The following is a 21749-nucleotide window of genomic DNA, read 5'->3' on the forward strand; positions in this document are numbered from 1 at the left end:
CAACCTCGTTGCGACGTCAATGCCTTGAAACGTCATAAACCGTGTCCTCGCCTAGCTTTACCCTACGCCTAGATCCACACTGCCTACAGAGGTCGTCGCAACCGGAAAGGAATACGGGCGCGGTTCGTTCGGGCATCATTCGTTCGGGCATCAGCGGATCAGGCGACTGAACAGAAGTGTTAATTGTTCAGAGGGCGGAGAGTCCAATATCGCAATGGAATTCGCCACCGATAAAGACTAGTCCTTTGAGCTGTTGACGTTATTCCGTGGTCGCATGACGGTCCATAGCGTCATGTCCCAGCCATTACGAATGCCGACGAGCAGTAGAACCGCGATTGCAAGAGCGAGAATCCCAAATCCCGCGTTCAGCCGCAAAAGCAGCAAGATGCCGGCGACCACGGTGATGACGTGCCCGAAAACCGGACATATCGCGTAGAAGGTGTAATCTTCCCGATCAATAAGCGACAGCAGGCCGTGGTGCTTCATGCCGCGCCAGACTGAAGCGGCATAGACGAAGCCAATCAATCCGTCGGCTCCGACCAGAAGACCAAGCAACGTCCAGCGATGAATCGGTGTCATGATGATCAGGCACGCGACAAGCACGCTGCTGAAGTGCATCACGGTGGGCGAGAGAAAAGCGCGCAAGGCATGATGCTTGTCTGGCGTGTAGACGCCGGAACCGACAGAGGCGGCGACGAACAACAAGCCGATCAGCGTGGCCGAAGCGGTGCCGACCAGCGCGTAAAAGTCGTGCCATGCCTTCAAGGAGTCATCTAGCTGCACGCGAACTTGTCCCTGTACTCCGGTTTTGCATCGAGGACATCTTGTGCCGTTCAGTGGTTCCTCGGTCGGTGAGGGCACTGTAGCTGGGGATAAACATCATACAACGTCGGAGTCTGCTCTTGCGAGGTCGCAACATTGCGATTGTTATCGGACTGATAGCAGCCCGCCAGAATCTTGAACCGCCTGGAAGTAGGCGTTTGTGCGCCCTTCAACGCGCTATCGTCATGCCTATGAAACCCGCGCGGTCAACAGCTACCAGGCGAAACGCGGCAACGCGGCGACTGGCGAGAGACCGGCAGCGTCAGCGGCTTGGTCCGTCTTGATCCAATCAAACCCGCCTGCCCCGTCGGCGAGCGACGGGCCATGGATACCGTTCAGCACCCAGCAGGCTGCGAGGTCCACGCCGGCGGCACCGGCGATGTCGGTGTGCAGCGAGTCGCCGACCGCCAAGATCCGCTCGGGCGGTAAGGCAAGCTGCTGCAGCACCGGCTGATAGATGGCCGGGTCGGGCTTGCCGAGGGAGCGGACGTCGCCGCCAAGTTCCTGGTAGCGCAGCGCCAGGGAGCCGGCGCACAGCACCCGCACGCCGCCTCGGATCACCACCAGATCCGGATTGGCGCAGATCATCTTCAGGCGGTATCGGGCACAATCGCGCAGAACCGGCTCGAACTCCGCCATGTCGCTGGGATTACGATGATCATCGGGACCGGTGTTCAGCACGAAGTCGGCGTCAGCCGGACCTGAGACGATTGTCAGAGGCAGTCCGTCGAACACCGGGCGGTCGCGTCCGGGTCCGAGGTGGAAGACACGCTGGCCGAGTTCCGCCCACCACAGGTCCGGTGGCGTCCGCAGCGCGTGCCGCACTGCTTCACCGCTGGTCAGGATGTCGGTGTAGAGCGCATCGTCGATGCCCATGCGCCGCATCATGTCCTGCACGTCCGCATTCGGCCGCGGCACGTTGGACAGCAGCAATGTCCGCTTGCCGGCGGCGCGAAGCTGCCGGAGGCATTCGACGGCGTGGGGGAACGCGTTGACCCCGTCATGGATCACCCCCCAGAGGTCGAGGACGAAGCCGTCGTAGCGACCGGCCAGCGGCGCGAAGCCGGACAGGTGTTCCATTACAGGTGTTCCATTCAGGCAGGCTCCGTCAGAGGGTACGGCATCGACGCAAGGGCTTGCGCCTTGGTCCCGATCGCGTCGCACACGCCGGCAAACCGCTCCTGCCGCAGGGCGGCCAGCAGCTCGGTCTTCAGCCGCGGGATCAGCGCCGGTCCATGGAAGGCGAAGCTGGTGTAAAGCTGCACGAGCGAAGCGCCCGCCTGGATTTTCGTCAGCGCGTCCCGGCCGGTGAATACGCCGCCCGCGCCGATCAGCACCAGACGCCCGCGCGCCAGAAGGAATGCGCGTGCCAGAATCGTGGTTGACAACGCCTGCAAGGGGACGCCGGACAGGCCGCCGGCTTCCGAGGCAAGCGGCGACAACAGGCCAGGCGGGCGGGAGATGGTGGTGTTGCCCACAACCAGACCCTGGACGCCATGCGTCACACAGGTCTCGACGATCGCGGCCAAGTCGTCTGGTGCCAGGTCGGGGGCGATCTTCACCAGGATCGGCGGCGGGCTGGACATTGCGCCGAGCGCGGGGCTGACCGCGGTCAGGATGGGCTGGAGCCGCGCCTGTCCTTGCAGGTCGCGCAGGCCGGCCGTGTTCGGCGAGGAGACGTTGACGACGACGTAATCGACCAGCGGGCCCACCGCGGCGATCAGCGCGGGATAATCACGGATCGGATCAGCACCATTCTTGTTGATGCCGACATTGGCACCCAGCGGGATGGTTCGCTGCACCAGGCGGCCAAGATTGGTCCGGTAGACGTCCAGTCCCAGATTGTTGAAGCCGAGCCGGTTGATGACGGCGTGATCCGGGGTAAGGCGGAAGATGCGGGGCTTCGGGTTGCCGGCCTGCGGCCGCGGCGTAACGGTGCCTGTCTCCACGAAGCCGAAGCCAAGCCGGGTCAGGGCAAGGCCGGTCGCCGCGTTCTTGTCGAAGCCGGCCGCCAGGCCGATGGGATTGCTGAATGTCCGTCCCAGTGCGGTGACCGCAAGTGCCGGGTGGTCCTGCCGCGGGGCGGTGTTCGGCGTTGCCCAACGTAACGCCTGCAGCGCAAGTCCATGGGCTCGCTCGGGATCGATGCGCCGGAGTAGCGGCAGTGCGGCGGAGACGAGGAATGGGAGCATCGGGCCGCGCCTATACAAGCAAGCGGAAGGCGCCGAAAGGGCAAAAGCGCTGCTTGATCCGCTGCTGTCCTTTCCGCGTGGCCGGACCGCAGGCATCCGGCAAAGCGAAACGCCGCCGCTTGCAGGCCAATGCGGGGGAACACGAGCGGCGTTCCGCATCCGCCCAACATTCCCCTCGTGCTGTAGCGGCAGTGCAGCGGGCTGCTTCATTTGTTCGGCTGCGTCTCGTCCGGGCCAGGGGTCATCCGTGCGGCGGGATCATTGCTTTTCCAATATCAGCTCGTTGAGCTTGGCAAGACGCCACGCGCATGCGGCGCGCGCCCGCTCGGTGCGCAACAATGCGCTATGCATCTGCGCGACCCAGTCAATAAGCTGTTGGAGAGTGCGCGGCGGCGGTGGTGGTGGCGGCGGTGGCTGGCCCTCCGGGCATCGCCGCAACTCGGGCGGCACGAGTGCCGACAGCGGTGGCGGGGGGACAGCCGGCGGCGGCGGCGGGGGGGTGCAGGCCGACAGCAGCACGACGGCCGCGCAAATGGGGGCCGCGAGGACAAGGGCTTTCATTGTCCCGCCCTCGCGTGCTCGTTCGCTTCCTGCTCGAGGACGGTCACCGGCATGTCCGCGGTGACCCGGGTCACCGGGTCAAAGAGCTGTGCCAGGAATCCACAGCGATCAAGCGACTTGGCGCGCAGGAACCACTGTCCTGGCGTCACCTCGGCCGGCAGATGCCGCGCGATCGTGAACTCCTGCATGACAGGCGAAGGGTCGGCGAGCGTCACGAAGGCGGTGCCGATCGGAATGAAGTATCGCTGCCGCTGGGCCAGGCCATCGCCTTCCACCCACCGCCATATCCACGTCGAAATGACGCTGTTGCATTGCCTGCGACTGACGAACTTGTAATGCATTTCAAGAACTGAGTCGTGCGCGCGATAGGTGATTTGCGGGCGGATGCTGGTGATCTGCAGAGGCGTGCTGGACATCACGAAGGCTGCGATGATCAGGGATATGAAAGAGCCGATCAGGATTCCGAGCATGCTGGTCATCGCGAACTGGAGCTTGTTTACCTTCTGAAGAAAAGTCATGGTCGATTGGGTTTCCCGAACGGGGGCAGCAATGGCCCATTGGCGGCGCGCAGCAGGGTGTTGATGTCGGCTCGACTTTCGATTGTTGATCTTTCCAGCACCGCCATCCGCTGGTCCTCGTTATTCAGCTTGGTCTCGAGGTCGCCCAACCGGCGCTCGACCTGCTCCAGCCTCGCCCTCTGGTCCGGTAGCGTGCTGATCTGCTGACGCACATCCAGCAGCCCGGCGGTGATCGCGGTGCGCAGGTCGGCGATCTGGTTTGATACGGCGGTTTGAACAGTGGCCAGATCGCGCGTGCTCTGTTCACTACGGTTGTTTCCCGTAACGACCCATGCCACCAGGCTGCACAACACGGCACCGGCGGTGACCAGTGTGCCGAGGTTGAGTTCTGAGTTAAATTTCAAGTTACGCAACCAGTCACGTTGTATGATAAGTTCACTAATGGCCGATGATCGTGATCGGCATTTTGTCGATCAATCATGTCGGTGCCGTCTGGCAAATACATGATACTTGCTCGGAATGACAGCGACACCGGCACGGATGGCGGTTGGCAGGACGATGGCGCGCATCGGGCGAGACATACGCTGTTGCGACAGAGCGTCCAGGGCGGCGGAACACGAGCAGCAACGTTGGCATAAACCAGCGCCTTTCGTTTACGGATTTCTTACCGGGATCACATGAGGGCAATTGCTTACGATGAAGATCACAGCCGGGTCTGCCGTCGAACCATTGGGCCCTTGGGTCCTTCTGGGACCTTGTTCGCGGGTGGATTTGCCTTATTCGCGGCAGCGCCTAGATGTAGTCAAATGTGGAATCAACCGTACCTTGAGACATGCTGCCGAGCGGCGCTGCACCGATTGCATCTGTGTGGTCCGGCGGGGCGTCCAGCCGGTTTGCTGGATGATCCCTGCCTGCGGCGGCTGTCAGGCATCGACCTGTGCCGCCAGCGTGACGACGGACGTTTCGAACTGACACATGCAGGCAAGCTTCGGCATGCGACGGAGGTGCTGGGAACCTCGGGCGGCTGCCTATGTGCCTGATCGCGGGAGCGATCAAATGGGCAGCCGGAGGCGCCAAGCGACACGAACCATTGCGGCAGCCAGGTGCGTCAACAACGTCCGGTGCAACGGCCAGTGCAAAGGCGGATGCTATGAAAGCGGCGCGGTGACGACGGTTTCGAGGTCCGCAAGCGTCACGCACAGAATGCGCGCGCCATCGGCGGCGGTAATCATGATCAGGTCTCCGACGGTCAGCATATCCGCCGCGTCAGAGAGGTAGTTCCCGCTGCTGATCGTCTCCAGCCGGTCCTTGCCGGACTTGTAGTGCCAGAGTGTAAAGCCATTGGCATAGGCCAACACGGACAGATTGCGGATCGCGAAGGCCATGCGGACGTCCTTCCATAAAGAAAAGGCCGCTGTCCCAGGCAGGGACGGCGGCCTTGAAGGTTTGCGGGGAAGAAAACTCACAACAGGCGCAACTCGCCCGTTGACAAGAAGAACATTACGAGAAAACACATATCAGTGTCAATGATATTTTTCCTATAAATGACGGGTTAGGCGACGATGCCCTTGATACGCAGCGGCCATTCAAGACGTTCCAGTGCCTCGGTCCACAACTTTTGCTCGGTTCGCTCCGCCGCGACGTTTGGGCTTGGGGTGATCTGGCGTTCGCCCCAGATGCGCAGGACGCGTGCGTGCAACAGCCCGATGCGCCGCTGCCGATACAGGCCGTCCAGGCATTTCACGACGTCATCCGGATCGCAAGGACGGCTGACCAGGCCCTTGCCGGCGGTATAGCGCGCCCCTTCACGGCGGGCGATCAGAGCGGCCATCGTCCACAGCCATGCCTCCTCGGCGCTGCTGAAGGGATGTGTACCAACGCGGGTCGCGGCGCCATGTCGCGGCGGCGTGGAGGGTGTTGAAATGCGGGTGTGACGAAGAGCGATCGACATGAAAAAGGGCGTTCCCGGTTAAATATCGGCGCGAGTGTTCGTGCCAGCTTTATGTAACCATAGGTTGCATACGGCTGCAAGTAAATATGGTTGTTTTTCCTATTTCATTTGGCACCTATTCCTAGGATAATGCGGTGAAGCGAAGTCGGCGGGCGGCCGATTCGCGGGCGGCAGGACGTACCGCAGCAGGGAAGGCGTATGGGATGAAGCACGAGGATGTCTGGCGCGCGCTCGACACGCTGGCGGCGGAAAGCGGCTTGTCGGCGTCTGGTCTGGCCAAGCGGTCCGGGCTGGATGCAACAACGTTCAACCCATCCAAGCGGCGCATGCCGGACGGGCGGGCTCGCTGGCCAAGCACGGAAAGCCTGGCGAAAGTGCTGGATGCGACCGGTGCGTCGCTTGAAAGCTTTACCGCCCTGGTGTCTGGGGCGCGTGCGCTGACCAGCGGCGCGGCGGCGCGCAGCGTGGTCAGGCGCGTGCCGCTGATCGGTCTAGCGCAGGCGGGCGGCGAAGGCTACTTCGACGATGGCGGCTATCCGGTTGGCGGTGGCTGGGATGAAGTCAGCCTGCCGGAGATCGCCGATGCGAATGCCTATGCACTTGAGATCAGCGGCGAGTCGATGGAGCCGGTGTTCCGTGACGGCGACCTTGTCATCGTGTCGCCGTCGGCGCCGATCCGCCGTGGTGACCGGGTGGTGGTGCGGACATTGGCCGGCGAGGTCATGGCCAAGCAACTGACCCGCCGATCGGCTCGCCGGGTCGAGTTGAAAAGCTTGAACCCGGAACATCCCGACTACAGTTTCGATCTCACGGAGATGGCCTGGATCCATCGCATCGTCTGGGCCAGCCAGTAGGCTGGCGCATCCGTGCTCTTGCACGGTCGGGGCAGGGCTGTTTTCCTTTGACGAGCAGGCGCGGCAAGGCGTCAGATCAACAGCAGGAGGACTGCGCCGATGGGTCGGATCGTCTTGGTTCCGTTGGTTATCATGCTCCTGTCAATGTCCGCCGCACCGCCGGCAAAGGCCGAGGACGTGGATGTCGCGCTGGTGCTGGTCACCGACGTGTCACGCAGCATCGACGACAGCGAGTTCAAGCTGGAGAAGGACGGCTATAGTGTTGCCTTCACCAATCAGCGCGTGCTGGAAGCGATCAAGGGTGGTCCGGTGGGCAAGATCGCGGTCGCCTACCTTGAATTCGCCAGCAGCTTCGAGGTCCGCACCGTGCTGGACTGGACGGTGATCCGGGATGCGGCCTCGGCGCGGGCGTTCGCCGACCAGCTTGCCGCCGCGCCGCGATCCTTCTGGGGCCGCACCGCGATCAGTGCCGGCATCGATCAGGCGGTGCAGTTGCTGACCGAGACCGGGGGCAACGCGACCCGCCATGTCATCGACGTGTGCGGTGACGGCACCAACAACGCCGGGCGTGAGGTCGGCGATGCGCGCGATGATGCGTTGAAGGTGGGCATCACCATTAATGGCCTGACCATCATCAACGACCATCCGGTTTCCTGGACCTTCGCGCACGTGCAGCCGCCGGGCGGGCTGGCCAACTATTACCGCCAGAATGTCGTGGGCGGTCCGGGCAGCTTCGTGATGGAGATACATGACTTCGCGACCTTCGGCGACGCCATGACTCACAAGCTGGTCAGTGAAATCGCCGCCCAACCCGACGGGAACCGGTTCGCGGCCACCCGGTAACTCGGCCGCGGGCGACACAGGGAGATACCAATGGGATTGCTGATCAACGGCGCATGGCACGAGCATGAACCCGAGGCAGGGCCAGATGGCCGCTTTGAACGGAAGGAAAGCGCGTTCCGCAACTGGGTCACGCCAGACGGGCGGCCGGGGCACAGCGGAACGGACGGCTTCGCGGCGATGGCGGGGCGGTATCATCTGTATGTGTCGCTCGCCTGTCCGTGGGCGCACCGGACCCTGATCGTGCGAGCGCTGAAGGGACTGGAGGCGATGATACCGGTCTCGGTCACGCACTGGCTGATGGGGAACCAGGGCTGGACCTTCGCGCCCGGCGAGCATGTGGTCCATGACCCGCTATACAACAGCCATTTCGTGCATGAACTCTATACCCGGGCGGACGGCGAATACACCGGCCGCGCCTCGGTTCCGGTGCTGTGGGACCAGCATACCCAGACGATCGTGAACAACGAATCCGCGGACATCATCCGCATGTTCGGCAGTGCGTTCGACACGGTGGGCGCCCGGCCGGGCGACTTCTATCCGAAGCCGATGCGAGCCGAGATCGACGCGATCAACCAGCGCGTTTACGACACCCTCAACAACGGGGTCTACAAGGCCGGGTTCGCAACCACGCAGGCCGCCTATGAGGAAGCGGTCGGCCCGTTGTTCGCCACCTTGGACTGGCTGGAGGACCGGCTGTCGCGGACCCGCTATCTGTGCGGCGACGCGCTGACCGAGGCGGATATAAGGTTGTTCACGACGTTGGTGCGGTTCGATGCCGTCTATTACGGCCACTTCAAGTGCAACGTCCGGCGGATCGTGGATTACCGAAACCTATGGGCCTACACGCGGGACATCTTCCAGTTGCCCGGTGTCGCGGCCACTGTCGATCTAGGTCACATCAAGCGGCATTACTACATGAGTCATCGAAACATCAATCCGACCGGTATCGTTCCCGTGGGGCCTGCGCTGGATTTCGATTTGCCGGCGGAGCGTGGCCGGGATGTGGACAAGCTGATCGTCTTCTGACGATTTGCCTGGCGGCGATTTGACGTTGGGTGCCCATGCGGTGAAGCTGTTGTCAACACTTGTTGGAGCCAGGGCATCATGGAAATTCGCAACCTCGGCCAGTCGGGCCTGCGCGTGTCGACGATCGGCCTCGGCTGCAACAACTTCGGCGGCCGAATTGATGAGGCCGCGACGAAGGCGGTGATCCACAAGGCGCTCGATCTGGGTATCACGCTGTTTGACACCGCGGATGTGTATGGCGAACGCGGCGGATCGGAAACACTGATGGGCCGCATCCTGGGCGATGACCGCAAGCGGATCGTGCTGGCGACGAAGTTCGCCATGCCGATGGACGACAGCGGGGAGAAGCTGGGCGGATCGCGCCGGTATATCATGGCGGCTGTGGAAGACAGCCTGCGGCGGCTGCGGACGGATTACCTCGACCTGTATCAGATGCACCAGACCGACCCGCGGACGCCGATCGAGGAGAGCCTGCGCGCGCTGGACGACCTGATCCGGCAGGGCAAGGTGCGCTATGCCGGCTGCTCCAACTTTCCCGCGTGGCAGATGACCGAGGCAGCCTGGACCGCGCGCTCAGTGGGGTTGAACGGATTCGTTTCTTGTCAGGATGAGTATTCGCTTGTACATCGCGCGCCGGAAGCCGAGCTTTTGCCGGCGGCGCGGAAGCTGGGTTATGGGCTACTGCCGTATTTTCCGTTGGCCAGTGGCTTGCTGACCGGAAAGTATCGCCGCAACATGGCGCTGCCGACGGGAACGCGGCTGGCCAGCACGCAGCGGCTGGCTGATCGGTACCTGACCGAGCGGAACTGGGTGATGGCGGAGAAGTTGGGTGACTTCGCCGAGACGCGCGGACGGACAATGCTGGAGCTCGCATTTTCGTGGCTGCTGGCACAGAGTCCGGTGGCCAGCGTGATTGCCGGAGCAACGCGGCCGGAGCAGCTTGAGCAGAACGTCAAGGCGGGATCCTGGGTGCTGACGGCGGAGGAATTAGCCGAAGTTGATCGGATCTGAGGGTCGTCCAAGTCTATCGTTTTCACCCTGGCTTGTATTGGCCCGGGACAGTCTAGTAACTGTCGCTTGCTGGCTGCCTTTGATGGGGATGTTCAGGCCTTCGCGCATGAAAATCTGACACGCGTCCGGCGTTTACTATAAACGTCACTTGTGCTATCAAAGCCTGGTAGTGTGAGAGTCAAACTGGGCGAGCATCCAAGCATGACAGCCGTAGCGGAATGTCCTCTCATACAACCAGCACGAGGGCTGGCAACCAGCACGAGGTCTGGCCGACGGTCATCGTTGTTCTGCCATCATGACCAACGCCGATCGGCGAACACGGACTGCGCGGAGAATCAGGACGTTCGCGAGCTGGTATCACACCGCCGGCGCCATGCCCTTGGCAGCCAGTTCGCTGATGGCAGCATCCGTCTTCCGCAGCGCAAGCTGCATGCCGCGCAAGACATGGTCCGCCTTGGTAAACTGGATATCGCCGTAGCCAACAACCTCCACCCGGTTCCCCCAGGGGTCGAGGAAGTCGAGGAACGGGCCATCCACCATCTCCGCGCCGGCTGCTTCGGCCAGCGTCCGAACTGCGGCGCGATCATCCACCACAAGGCCGAAATGACGATGGCTGGACGCGGCGCGCACCGGTCCCTGCATCAGCGCGATGAACTGATCCCCCATATCAATGAAAGCCGCGCCTTCCACTCGGCCGCGCAACCGGATGTCGAAGATGCGTCCATAGAAATTCAGCGCCTCCTCGATGTCGCCAACCTCGAGCGCGATGTGATTGAGGCCAACCAGCCGCGGCCGCCGATCTTCCTGGGAAACAGACATGGTGCCTCCTAAACCGATATCGTGGCCGAGTTCCGCAGCCGCAGCGTCCAGTCGCGCAATGCAACAAGCATGGCCTTCAGGAAGCCCCGCGTTGCCTCATCCGTCAAGCGTCCCTCGGCATCGAAGCGGGTGTGCGCCGCGGCGATCATGATTTCCGGCTTGTTCAGTACATGGGCGTCGAGAAACAGGAACGATTTGCGCAGGTCATACTGGGCCCGCGCGGTGCCAGCCATGCCCATGCTGGCGCCGATGATGCCGACCGGCTTGTCGCGAAATGGCTGGGGATCGGTGCGCGAAATCCAGTCGATGGCGTTCTTCAGCACCCCGGACACCGAGAAGTTATACTCAGGTGTCGCAATGATCACCGCATCGGCCGCCGCGATCGCGGACTGCAGCGCCACGACGGACGGCGGCATCCCAGCGATCCGAACATCATCATTGTACAGCGGAATACCGCTGATATCCGCAAGCTCGATCGAGACCTGCTCAGGCGCAAGCTCCCGCGCGGCGCGAAGCGCGAAGGTATTGAACGAACCGGCGCGAAGGCTGCCGGAAATGCCGAGGAAACGGAGTGTCGTCATGAATCACTTCCTTGATGCACGGTTGATACGGTTTGTCGGCTAGTTCCGCGTGACAATCCGGAACAGGTGAACGGGATCGGCAACGTCGGGCAAGCGCCCATTCAGATCGCCCCCTCATGCTCGAGCTGTCGCACCCCGTCCGCGCCCAGACCCAGCCAATCGCCATAAACATCCAGATTGTGCTGACCCAGCGACGCGCTCGGCAGCGGATCGACCCGGTCAGCGCCATGCAGCCGCAACGGCGAGTTCGGCACGATGATCGGCCCCAGGGAGGGATGGTCGATTCGCTGCAACATGCCACGCTCATGCATATGCGGGTCGTTCATGACCTCGATGGCGTTGCGCACCGGGGCGGCGGGGATCTTGTAGCGCTTGGCCACGGCGGCGACCTCCATCTTGCCAAGGCCGAGGGTCCAGGCGGTAACCAGCGCCTCGGTCGCCGCCATGTTCTCGGTGCGCGCTGGATTGGTGCTGAAGCGTGGATCGTCCAGCAGATCGTCCCGGCCCATGGCCCGCAGCAGGTTTTGCCAATGGGCTTCGGTGACCACATGAATGGCAACCCAGCCGTCCCTGGTCTGGAACGCGTTGTATGGGGCGCTGGCCAGCCCGGCCTGACGGTTGCCGGCACGCGGCGGCACCTTGCCGGTGCGCAGGTGGTAGTCGTAGCTGGACGCAAGGGTCGAATAGACAGTCTCCTGCATCGCCACCTCGACCAACTGGCCCTGCCCGGTGGTTACCCGCTGCAGCAACGCGGACACCACGGCCGCATACAGATGGATGCCGCCCATGAAATCCACCAAGGTCGGGCCGGCCTTCATCGGCGGCCCATCGGGATCGCCGGTGACGCTCATGATACCGGATGCCGCCTGGATGGTGAAATCCATTGCCAGATTATCGCGGTCTGGGCCGCTGATGCCGAAGCCGGTGCCGGTGGCGTAGACCAGCTTTGGGTTGACCTGTTGCAGCACGTCGTAGCCGACGCCCAGGCCGTCCAGCGTACCGGGCGCGAAGTTCTCCAGCAGCACATCGGCGCGCGCGACCATCTGTTTCAGCAGGTTCTTTCCACTGGCCGATTTCAGGTTGAGTGTGACCGCACGCTTGTTGGCGTTCAGCATGGCGATCGGCAGCGTGGTGTCGCCGCCTGTCGCGATCACCCGCCGGCGTAGCGGCTCACCGCCCGGTGGCTCGATCTTGATCACGTCGGCGCCGGCCTTGGCCATCAGCATGGTGGCGTAGGGGCCTTGGTAGATCTGGCCGAAGTCCAGAACAATAATGCCGGCCAGGGGTGTTGTCATCGGGAACCTCGTATCGAAATTTCCTCGGACGATACGGCTTCTTGCGCTGCATGGCGACAGTGCCAAAGACCCAGGCGGTTGACCGCGGGATGAGCTGACAATTGCCGGAAGTCGTCGAGGCAAGCCCGCTGAGACCGTGATGGGCCATCAGCCTGCTTTCATTAAAGCTGACAGCTTGGTTGTGGTTGAGCGGAAGGTTTGTTGTTTTATTGCCAGACCGGCCCTATGCCGTCCAGGGGTGTGCCGGTCGTGATACGGACCGCCATCACGCCACCATCAACAGCTTTGGTGTCACCGCCTGATTGGCCTCCGCCGCGAGTTGGTAGGTGTTTTCGCCAGCCAGATGAACTTCGACGATCGCCACGCCCGGCGGCAACGGCAACATCGCATTGCCATCCGTCCAGCGCCAAAGTCTGGATCCATCGCGCTCATGCGGCCACCATCCCTCCGTCAGCGACGGATGGTCGGCCGGCATATCGCAAGCCTCCGTCGGGCTGGTCAGAACGATGCGTCCGACCGCGACGCCGAGCCGCCGGCGGTCCTCGATCCAGGGCATGACGTGGCAGGGTGCGGTTGCCCGGGAAATCAGGCGAACCGACGCGGCGGATTGCGGCAGGACGAAAATATGGCAACCATCGGTCGTCGTGACGGGCCAACGTTCTTGACCGTCGACCAGCAGACGCAGCGCCGGATCGGAGGTAGTCGCCGGATCGGCTATCACGTGTCCCAGTTGCGACGCACGGTCCGCCAGCCGCCGCCACACCGGTTCCACGCGCGCGGCATCAGCCGTGAACGGAGCACAGGAGAATAATTCCCGGCGCGCCTGTCCATCATCGGCCGTAAGGTCGGGATGCAGCAGCAGCGACCTGCCAACGTTTTCAAACTGCCAGCGATTGCCGGTGTCGAGATAGCTTTCGGTCGCCAGACCTTCGGCCAGAAGAATGTCGTGCCGGTCAAGCTCCACATGGAAATATCGCACGGCGCGCAGACGATCCTCGCGCACGATGGTCGCGCCGTTTTGCAGCAGCCGGACCGGGATCAGCAGGCCGTCGAGGTAGATCGCGTGGTCGGGCGACAGCAGCAGATCGCGCAGCGGCACACCGTCGGCAAACGCGTCTGCGCGGATGCGAATGGGCCGAGCGAGCTCGGCATCGGCATGACGCGCGAGATCAATGTGCCGGTGGCCGATCCAGTGAATGGATCGCGTTCCCTGCTGACCCGGCGTCTCGTTGTCCGATCGGACGACAACGACCTCCTGTCCGACACGCAGCGCCTCGACCGGCACCGGGCCGTCGGTGGTCAGGATGCACGTGCCCGCGGCGAAGCAGGCGAAGGAGAACGACGCGACCGGCAAGTATGCGGCGGAGGTATCCAGCGGCGGTTCGCTGGATTGAGGCGCCAGCGTATTGGTCTCCGGCGTGGCAACCGGTCCCTCGGCGATCTGGGTGGACTTCAGTCCATAGGCGGTGTTGCCGGTCACGCTGGCCGGTATGTTGGTGTCGTTCACCAGCAGGTTCGCGTTCGAGCCATAATCGTTGATGACCGTGTTGCCGGTCACGCTGAGCGTCGAACCGGCGTGGAGGCCGCCTTCTGCCCCGAACGAGATGAAGTTCGCGTTGTGGGCCCCGGCGCCCTTGTCGATCACGTTGTCCCGAATGACGGCGTTGCCGCCGTTTGGAAGGTCGATCTCGTAGCTGCCGGTGCCGTTCGGATCGTCGATCCGGGAATCCTCGATCGTGGTGTTTGCCGCCCTGCTCTTGATGTCGTGGCCGACCAGGGGATCGTAGAAATAGCTGTTGTCGATCGTCAGTTGCTGGATGCCGCCGACATAAAGATTGTGGGTCTGGCCTGACGGACCGCCATTCTCTGCGAACTGCGAGTTGTTGATTGTAATGTTTCCGGTTGGATCGGCGTCCGCCAGCAGCCCATCCTGGTTGTTGGTGAAGTCGGTGTTGTTCAGCGTCAGGTTGCCGCTTTTGTAGCGGATGCCGGCGGCGTTGGCCCCATCCGCGCCGGAAATCGCGGCGCTGGAAAACGACATGTTATACAGGGTGACATCGGGGCCGGTGGCGCCCGGCGTGCCAATGGTCAGGATGCCCTGCCGGTTTGGCGGCGCCTCGGTGGCAACCAGGTTCACCATGCCGCCAACGCCTTCGATAGCGATGCTCGTTGTAATGGTGGCGAAATCGTTGGTGTAGGTGCCTGCCTGCACCCGGATGACGTCGCCGTTTCCAGAGGCCGCGATGGCGCCGGCCAAGGTGCCGTAGTCAAACCCGCTACCGGTTCCAACCGTTAAAGTCGTCATTTCATTCCTTCCATCCGGCCTTGTTGCCAAGCCTATCATCGCCGGAAGGAAGATTATAAAATTCGCGGTGATTATCCACATCGAAATAGCGTTTCGGGTGGTATTCGTAAGGAACGGGACTTGCCGGGAGCGACAGGACCATGGAGATTGCAGCAGTTATGCTTGCGAGGGTGGCATTTTTTGATACTAAATCGGTATGACTATACGTCGTGTACTGCCTCCGCAGGAGGTTATTTCTCCAGTATTATATTCATCATGATATATTTATCGTTTCGATAGAAAGCATCACGCCGCCGCCAGCCGGCTGAAACTGACGCAGGCACCCACCGCGGCGGCGCCGGTAGCAATGAACAGGGCAACTGTCGTGCCGTTCAGCGGAAACGCCGTGAACACCAACGCCACTAGCGCCGCACCCATCGACTGGCCCAGCAGCCGTGCGGTTGCCTGCATGCCGCTCGCGCCGCCGCTGCGGATCGGCGGCGCCGAGGTAATGATCGCGCGGTTGTTCGGCGTGTTGAAAAAGCCGAAGCCGAGGCCGCACACCGTCATCCGCCAGACAATATCCCAGGTGGTCGGGTGATCCGGCAGCAGGCTCATGGCCAGCAGGCCGACGGTCATGACCGTCATGCCGCAGCCGCCCAGCAAGCCGGCCGGATAGCGATCCGCCAGACGCCCGGCGAAGGGTGCCACGACCGCGACCATCAGCGGCCAGGGGGTCATCAGCAGGCCGGTCATCACCTGGTCCATGCCGAAGCGATGCTCGAACAGGAACGGCATCGATACCTGGCCGATGGACTGGCCGATGAACGAACAGATCGAGGTGGCGACCGAAAGCGCGAACAGCGGTATCCGCATCAGATCGACCGGCAGCAGCGGGGCGGTGCGGCTCATTTGCCGGGTCACCAGCATGAAGCCGGATACCACGGCAACGACCAGGGCCACGGCGACATGGGCCCATGAGTCGCCGTGACCCAGTTCCGACACGCCGAACAGCAGGGTGCCGAACGAAACCGCCTGAAGGCCCGCGCTGGTGAGGTCGAACCGGATGCCGGACAGCGGCGTCATCGGCAGGGCGCGCAGCGCGATGACCGCGCTCAGGACGCCCAGCGGCACGTTCACCGCGAACAGCCACGGCCAAGGCGCCACGGCCAGAATGCCGGACGCGACCGTCGGCCCAAGCGCCGAGGCGATAGAACCCACCGTGGCATTCAGTCCGACGCCGCGTCCCAGCCAGCGCCGCGGATAGATGAAGCGGATCAGCGCGCCGTTCACGCTCATGATCCCCGCGGCGCCAAAACCCTGCAGCATTCGCGCCCCGATCAGGGTCGGCAGCGATGACGACAGCGCGCAGGCCAGCGAAGCGAAGGTGAACAGCACCAGGCCGGCCTGATAGATCCGCCGGTAGCCGTAGATTTCACCCAGCGACGACAACGGCAGCAGCGAGATGGTGACCGCGAGCTGGTAGGCGTTCACCACCCAGATCGAATTCGCCGGGGAGGTATGAACCTCGCGGGCGATGGTTGGCAGGGCGACGTTGGCGATGCCGCCGTCCAGCACGGCGAGGGTCAGGCCGAGCGCAATGGTCAGAATCGCCCACATCCGCTGCGGCATTGGCACGCCGTCCGGTATCTCGATCGAGGTTCTGACCGGAGGCGAGACATCCGGCATCAGGCGACGACCGGCTCGGGCAGACACGCCAGCACCGCATCGACCGGCAGATCGGACAGATCGGAGCGCTGCAGCACGCGTGTCCAGCGGCCATGCGGCGCGCACTGAGCAGGGTTCGAGTCGACGGAAAATAGCGTGACGGCGGGACACCCGGCGGTGGCGATCAGGTGCATCGGTCCGGTGTCATTGCCGACGGCGAAGCGCGCGCCGCGCGCCAGGTCCGCGAGGTCTCCCAAGCCAGTCTGTCCGGTCAGGTCGATGGCGGAGGGGATCGCCGCCGCCAGCGGCGTTTCAGCCGATGCACCGATGACGACCGGCGTGATGCAACGATCCGTCAGGGCACGCGCGAGCGACTCATACCGGGCGGTGGGCCATCGCTTGGCCAAGCGGTTCGGGGAACTGCCGGGTACCAGCAGGGCGAAGTCGGGCGGCAGGCCGAACCGCCCGATCTCGCCGCGGCACCAGGACAGGTCGGCCGGCGGGAAGACGCTGATCCCGGCCTGGCGCAACTGGCCCTGCTGACGTTCGGTATCGTGCAGCATGTTGCGCCGGGGATCGCGGTCCGGCAGCTTGCAGCCGAAGGCGATGCCGGACCATTCCGGCCGATGCTTGGCCGGAAACAGATGGAAATAGCGGGACGAGCGGCTGGACGTCTGCAGATCGTAGATCCGATTGAATTGGCCCGTGGTCAGCATTCGCCGCAACCGACCGACGCCGCCGAGGTCCCACCAGGCTGGCCGCGGATCAACCAGCACCTGGTCGAAGTAAGGGAACGTGGCGAGCCAATCCGCATAGGCGGCGGTCGTCAGGACGCTGATCCGCGCCGTGGCGTGGTGCAGCCGGATGGCGGCGAAGGCGGCCAATGACAGCATGATATTGCCGAACGCCCCCAGCTTGATCACCAGGATGTTCTGCCGAACCTGCTCGGGAGCGGGAAGACCATCGCTGGCCTGAATGTCCTGCGATGCCATGAATTTCCCGTATCAGCACGCTGGCTTGTCGGCAACCATGGGGGCAACCGGTGGGGGAAATCGGGCTACCCAGTGGCGCGCGATATCCAGCCGGCGGGTAATCCAGACGCCATCGAACCGCGCGACGTGATCCAGCAGCCGTTGCAGGCCGGCGGCGCGCGCCGGATGCCCGATGATGCGCATGTGCAATCCGATCGACATCATCTTTGGCTGCGTGCGGCCTTCCTGGTAAAGGAAGTCGAACGCGTCGCGGCAATAGTGGAAGAAATCGTCGCCGGTGGCGAAGGTGCCGCGGCCAAATTTCGAATCATTGGTGGACAGGCTGTATGGAACAACCAGATGCGGCTTGCCTTCCACCTTCGTCCAGTATGGCAACTCATCGTCATAGGCATCCGAATCGTACAGAAATCCACCCTCCTCGACCAGCAGGCGGCGGGTGTTCACCCCTGGCCCACTGCGGCAGTACCAGCCGAGTGGACGTTCGCCCATGGTCTGCCGGAGCGAGGCAACGGCGCGGGCGATCCGCGTCCGCTCGATCTCTTCGGCCAACTCGAAATGTTTTTCCCAGCGCCAGCCGTGGCAGCAGATATCGAAGCCTGCCTGCCTGATCGCCGCCGCCGCCGGCTGGTTGCGCTCCAGCGCCAGGGCACAGCCAAAGATCGTCAGCGGCAGGTTGCGCTCCTGGAAAAGCCGCAGGATGCGCCAGAAGCCGACCCGGCTGCCGTAAGCGAACATCCCCTCGGCCGCCAAGTCGCGTCCGACCACGCCGGGATTGGTGCCACCATATTCGGTGAGTGCCCACTCCGACGCCGGATCGCCGTCGGGGACCGATGGTTCCGATCCCTCCTCGAAATTCAGCACGAAGTTGACGGCCAGGCGTGCCTGGTTTGGCCAGTCGGGGTTGGGCGGATGCGCGCCGTACCCAAGCAGATCGCGGTCCATGTGCGGTATTCCCTGCCGTGCGACCGGCAGGATACAGCCGACCTGAGTGTGGTGGAACCGTCTGGCGTCCGCTTTCGCCGTTGCGGATCGTAGCGATCTCGTTCATCCAGGGCGCCGGGTAGGGATATGGCGTCCTGGGGATAAAGCCGCGTTGTCGTCTGGACGTGATCCCCCCGCGCGCACGCCGGCGACCAGGCCGATCGGCCTGGCTTCGGCGTATGAATGTGTCCCCACGGGGATGTATCCCCAAGGCAAGGAGGCCTGAGCCATGCGACGACGGACCTTGTTGGCCAGCGGCGGCGGCCTGGTAGCGAGCGGCCGGGTTCGGACGGCGGCCGAGCGAGGTGATCCGGCTGGGTGCCTGGGCTTTGCCTCGGCCGCCGACCTGATGCGGGCCGAACAGCCCGCCGATGTCTGATATCGGCGCATCCCGGCTGTCGCCCTGGGTTATCACCGAGGGCCTGGCCGGCCTTCAGGCGCAGGCCCTCGGCCTGGCCGAGGCAGCCGGGTTGTCGCCGCAGGCGCGGGTGCTGAAACCGGCGGCGCCGTGGAAATGGATCGCCGCCAAGTTCTGGCCCAACCCGCTGGCCGCGGTCGCCGACGCGGTGAAGGCGCCGCTGCCGGGTCTGGCGATCGGCTGCGGCGGCATGGCGGGTGCCGTGCTGGCGGCACTGCGCCGGCCATCGACGCGGGTGGTTCAGGTGCAGAACCCAAGGATGGACATCAGGCGCTTCGACCTGCTGATCGCCAACCGCCACGACGAACTGACCGGGCCGAACGTCTTCGTCATCCGCACCGCGCTGCATCGCGTGACACAGCAACGGCTGCTGGCCGCGGCGGCGGCCTGGCGGGACCGCTTCGCCGCCTACAGACGCCCACTGGTCGCTGTCCTGCTGGGCGGCAGCAACGGACGATACCGCCTGGACCGCGACGCGGGTGCGAAGCTGGCGGCGGACCTGGCGGCAATGGTTCGGCGCGACAAGGTGGGGATTGTCGTCACACCGTCCCGCCGCACCGATCCGGCGGTGACCGCTCAGCTCCGCGCCGCCCTCGCCCCAATCGGCGGCTGGGTGTGGGATGGCGCGGGCGAAAACCCCTATTTCGGGATGCTCGCGCTGGCGGACATGATCATCGTCACGCAGGACAGCGTATCCATGATTTCCGAGGCCTCGGCCACCACCGCACCCGTGCTGTTCGTTCCCCTGCCGGGCCGGTCGCATCGGCAGGCGTTGTTCCTGAAGACCATGATGGAAGAAAATCGTATCCGTGCCTTTGCAGGACGCTTCACGCAGTGGCCGGTGGCGCCGTTGAATGATACGCCGATGGCCGCCGCCGAGATGCGCCACCGGCTGGGCTTGTAGGGACCTGACCCTATAAGGAGCGGTTGGCGACCGTGCCTGATCCAAAGCCGTTATTTTTCCGCAGATCCCAGGATTCGAGGTTCATGCTGCAAATCGACACGTTCGACGCCCGCGCCGGGGGCAATGTCATCTACAAGGCGCTGGCACATCCGCTGGCCGCGGAAGCAATCGCGCGTCTGTATGGTCGGCTGCAGGGGCCGGTCGCGCTGTATGATCCAGACGGCATCGCCGATGCCCTGATCGCGCTGTACCCGACGCTGATCGACCGTCTGTTCGTGCACGATGTGACGTTGGTTGGGCAACGGCGAGCGGGCGTGACGGCCGGGGCGCTGACGGATCTGACAGCAAGCGGGTGCCGCACGGTCCTGATCGCCGCGTTCGACGCCGGCCGCATCGCCAGCCGCATCGCCCCCATGCTGCCGCCAGGTGCCAGCGTGCTGACGCTGGACGAGGTTCGGCTGCCGGACGCGCTGCTGAGCAACCGCGACCGTTATCTGGACAAGCTGAACTTCGCGACGAACTTCGCCTTCTTCCGGGAGGCCGACGGGCTTTCGACCCGGGTGGCATCCGCCAACTACTGGGCAAGCTACGGCGCCGGGCCGGTGCGGCTATGGCTGCGCCTGTTCGATAGCGGTGGCGCGGTTCTGGCGACCTGGGAACAGGCGCTGCCCGCTGGCCCTGGCGGGTTCTCGATCGACAGCCGCTCCGTCAGGGAGCGGTTCGGGCTCGATCCGTTCATCGGGCAACTGTTCATTCACGCCGTGGGCGTCGCCGGCCATGACGTGGTGAAGTACGCGTTGGATACCTACGCCGCCGATAACGGTGCGTCGCTGTCCTGCACGCATGACGCGAATGCCTGGCCATCCGACCGGTTCGCCGGCCTGCCGGCGCCGCGGCCCGACGAGAAGGTCGTGGTGTGGCTGCAGAACAGCCATGCGGTGCCGATCCCAGCCGGGAGCATCGCGCTGGATCGCATGGGGGCGGAGCAGCCGGTTCCGCTGGACCAGCCGGTCGGTCCGTTCGCCACCGTCGCGCTGGATGTGGCGGATTACCTTCCGGGTTTGCGCTGGCCTGGGCAGATCGAACTGCGCGCCGGCCGGCACGTGGTCCGCCCGCGCTATGAGGTGACCCGGCAGGATCGGGTGCGCATCGCGCACGTCAACGTCGAACGCGACAATCTGCGGCCTGATCCGATGATCCCGACGCTGCCCGCCGAACTCGGCCGCGGTTACATCCTGCCATTTCCGATCCTGCCGAAGTCGCGCTTCCGCAGCATCGTCCAGCCGACGCCGATGGCGACCACCCAGCGTGACCTGCCGATCCGGCTGGATGTCTTCGACCAGGCCGGGATAAAGCGCGCCGAGACATTCCTCGGCAATCTGCCGCGCGACCGCAGCCTGGCGCTGGACCTGGAGCAGTTCGACCTGGAGGCGGGCCATGCCGAACTAGTCTATGACTTCCGCGACGGCGGCGAGGCGGATGGCTGGCTGCACGCGCTGTTCCGCTACGAGGACCGGCACTCCGGCCATGTCGCGGAATCGAGTTTCGGCGCGCACATCTTCAACACCGCGATGACCTATCGCGACGAGCCGCAATCCTACGCGGGGCCGCCGCCCGGCCTGTCCACCCGGCTGTTCCTGAAGCTGGGCGACAGCCGGCGGCACAGCTTCGCGGCGCTGATCTACCCGGCCTCCGGCCCATGGCATCCGGTCTCCGCCACGATCTTGCAGTTGCACGACGGATCGGGCGCGATGATCGCGCAGGCGCCGCTGGAAATTGCCTGTTCGGGCTCGGCCATGGTGTGGCCCCATCTGGCGTTCGATACCGCCGCGCTGGAAGCGGCCGGCGATGGCGGCTACGTGCTGGTGCGTGATCCGACCTGCCGGTTGTTCGGCTATCACGGCTTGATGGACGAGGCAGGCGGGTTCTCGCTCGATCACATGTTCGGTTTCTGAGAACGCGGGCGACTTTGCCAAGCCGGCGCCGGATCAACATGTGGAATTCCTGAAACCGCCCCGCGAGACGCCCC

21 protein-coding genes are annotated in these 21749 nt (G+C 63.9%); 7 read left to right on the forward strand and 14 right to left on the reverse strand.

What is annotated here, in order from left to right:
* Positions 1–237: 237 nt before the first annotated feature.
* The 7 genes from ACQY4S_RS14310 to ACQY4S_RS14340 all read right to left on the reverse strand — a co-directional run bounded on the left by ACQY4S_RS14310 (position 238) and on the right by ACQY4S_RS14340 (position 6044).
* Positions 238–702: a hypothetical protein gene (locus tag ACQY4S_RS14310; protein WP_428485862.1), complete on the reverse strand. Its 465-nt coding sequence runs from the start codon at positions 700–702 to the stop codon at positions 238–240.
* Positions 703–1035: 333 nt separating this feature from the next.
* Positions 1036–1902, reverse strand: a complete 867-nt coding sequence (locus ACQY4S_RS14315; RefSeq protein WP_428485863.1) for a TIGR01459 family HAD-type hydrolase — start codon at positions 1900–1902, stop codon at positions 1036–1038.
* A gap of 14 nt (positions 1903–1916) precedes the next feature.
* Positions 1917–3014: a quinone-dependent dihydroorotate dehydrogenase gene (locus ACQY4S_RS14320; RefSeq protein ID WP_428485864.1), complete on the reverse strand. Its 1098-nt coding sequence runs from the start codon at positions 3012–3014 to the stop codon at positions 1917–1919.
* A gap of 557 nt (positions 3015–3571) precedes the next feature.
* The gene (locus ACQY4S_RS14325) at positions 3572–4054 is read right to left on the reverse strand and encodes a hypothetical protein (RefSeq protein WP_428485865.1); all 483 of its coding nucleotides are present in this window, start codon (positions 4052–4054) and stop codon (positions 3572–3574) included.
* Positions 4055–4089: 35 nt separating this feature from the next.
* Positions 4090–4497 carry a hypothetical protein gene (locus ACQY4S_RS14330; protein ID WP_428485866.1) on the reverse strand — a complete coding sequence of 136 codons (408 nt, stop codon included), beginning with the start codon at positions 4495–4497 and terminating at the stop codon, positions 4090–4092.
* Positions 4498–5241: 744 nt separating this feature from the next.
* Positions 5242–5478 (reverse strand): hypothetical protein, encoded by a 237-nt coding sequence (locus ACQY4S_RS14335; RefSeq protein ID WP_428485867.1) that lies wholly within the window; start codon positions 5476–5478, stop codon positions 5242–5244.
* Between the two features lie 167 nt (positions 5479–5645).
* Entirely contained in the window at positions 5646–6044 is a 399-nt protein-coding gene (locus ACQY4S_RS14340) for a hypothetical protein (protein WP_428485868.1), read from the reverse strand.
* Positions 6045–6247: 203 nt separating this feature from the next.
* Between ACQY4S_RS14340 and ACQY4S_RS14345 the strand changes: the two genes are divergently transcribed.
* The 4 genes from ACQY4S_RS14345 (at position 6248) to ACQY4S_RS14360 (ending at position 9778) form a co-directional block, all read left to right on the forward strand.
* Positions 6248–6898 (forward strand): S24 family peptidase, encoded by a 651-nt coding sequence (locus tag ACQY4S_RS14345; RefSeq protein ID WP_428485869.1) that lies wholly within the window; start codon positions 6248–6250, stop codon positions 6896–6898.
* Between the two features lie 99 nt (positions 6899–6997).
* Positions 6998–7741 carry a DUF1194 domain-containing protein gene (locus ACQY4S_RS14350; protein ID WP_428485870.1) on the forward strand — a complete coding sequence of 248 codons (744 nt, stop codon included), beginning with the start codon at positions 6998–7000 and terminating at the stop codon, positions 7739–7741.
* 30 nt (positions 7742–7771) lie between these two features.
* On the forward strand, positions 7772–8767 hold the full coding sequence (locus tag ACQY4S_RS14355; RefSeq protein WP_428485871.1) for a glutathione S-transferase family protein: 996 nt from the start codon (positions 7772–7774) through the stop codon (positions 8765–8767).
* Positions 8768–8845: 78 nt separating this feature from the next.
* Complete coding sequence (locus ACQY4S_RS14360; protein WP_428485872.1) at positions 8846–9778, forward strand: aldo/keto reductase; 933 nt, start codon at positions 8846–8848, stop codon at positions 9776–9778.
* A 357-nt stretch (positions 9779–10135) separates the two neighbouring features.
* Here ACQY4S_RS14360 and ACQY4S_RS14365 read toward each other — a convergent pair whose 3' ends face one another.
* From ACQY4S_RS14365 to ACQY4S_RS14395, 7 genes are all read right to left on the reverse strand, one after another.
* The gene (locus tag ACQY4S_RS14365; protein ID WP_428485873.1) at positions 10136–10597 is read right to left on the reverse strand and encodes a VOC family protein; all 462 of its coding nucleotides are present in this window, start codon (positions 10595–10597) and stop codon (positions 10136–10138) included.
* 8 nt (positions 10598–10605) lie between these two features.
* Entirely contained in the window at positions 10606–11178 is a 573-nt protein-coding gene (locus ACQY4S_RS14370) for an NADPH-dependent FMN reductase (protein WP_428485874.1), read from the reverse strand.
* A 101-nt stretch (positions 11179–11279) separates the two neighbouring features.
* On the reverse strand, positions 11280–12473 hold the full coding sequence (locus ACQY4S_RS14375) for a CaiB/BaiF CoA transferase family protein (RefSeq protein WP_428485875.1): 1194 nt from the start codon (positions 12471–12473) through the stop codon (positions 11280–11282).
* Between the two features lie 265 nt (positions 12474–12738).
* The gene (locus ACQY4S_RS14380) at positions 12739–14778 is read right to left on the reverse strand and encodes a Hint domain-containing protein (protein ID WP_428485876.1); all 2040 of its coding nucleotides are present in this window, start codon (positions 14776–14778) and stop codon (positions 12739–12741) included.
* Positions 14779–15063: 285 nt separating this feature from the next.
* A complete protein-coding gene (locus ACQY4S_RS14385) occupies positions 15064–16473 on the reverse strand; it encodes an MFS transporter (RefSeq protein WP_428485877.1) in 1410 nt (469 codons plus the stop codon).
* Positions 16446–17417, reverse strand: a complete 972-nt coding sequence (locus tag ACQY4S_RS14390; protein ID WP_428485878.1) for a glycosyltransferase family 9 protein — start codon at positions 17415–17417, stop codon at positions 16446–16448. The genes ACQY4S_RS14385 and ACQY4S_RS14390 overlap by 28 nt, the downstream gene beginning before the upstream one ends.
* 12 nt (positions 17418–17429) lie before the next feature.
* The gene (locus tag ACQY4S_RS14395; protein ID WP_428485879.1) at positions 17430–18359 is read right to left on the reverse strand and encodes an allantoinase PuuE; all 930 of its coding nucleotides are present in this window, start codon (positions 18357–18359) and stop codon (positions 17430–17432) included.
* Between the two features lie 268 nt (positions 18360–18627).
* On the opposite strand from ACQY4S_RS14395, the gene ACQY4S_RS14400 reads away from it, so the two are divergent.
* The 3 genes from ACQY4S_RS14400 to ACQY4S_RS14410 all read left to right on the forward strand — a co-directional run bounded on the left by ACQY4S_RS14400 (position 18628) and on the right by ACQY4S_RS14410 (position 21675).
* A complete protein-coding gene (locus tag ACQY4S_RS14400) occupies positions 18628–18777 on the forward strand; it encodes a hypothetical protein (RefSeq protein ID WP_428485880.1) in 150 nt (49 codons plus the stop codon).
* Positions 18770–19720 carry a mitochondrial fission ELM1 family protein gene (locus tag ACQY4S_RS14405; protein WP_428485881.1) on the forward strand — a complete coding sequence of 317 codons (951 nt, stop codon included), beginning with the start codon at positions 18770–18772 and terminating at the stop codon, positions 19718–19720. The genes ACQY4S_RS14400 and ACQY4S_RS14405 overlap by 8 nt, the downstream gene beginning before the upstream one ends.
* Before the next feature lie 83 nt (positions 19721–19803).
* Positions 19804–21675 carry a hypothetical protein gene (locus tag ACQY4S_RS14410; protein ID WP_428485882.1) on the forward strand — a complete coding sequence of 624 codons (1872 nt, stop codon included), beginning with the start codon at positions 19804–19806 and terminating at the stop codon, positions 21673–21675.
* The last annotated feature ends 74 nt before the right edge of the window (positions 21676–21749 follow it).

Origin of the sequence: Rhodopila sp. (assembly GCF_965276935.1) — a bacterium.
In the GTDB taxonomy this organism is placed as follows: Bacteria; Pseudomonadota; Alphaproteobacteria; order Acetobacterales; family Acetobacteraceae; genus Rhodopila.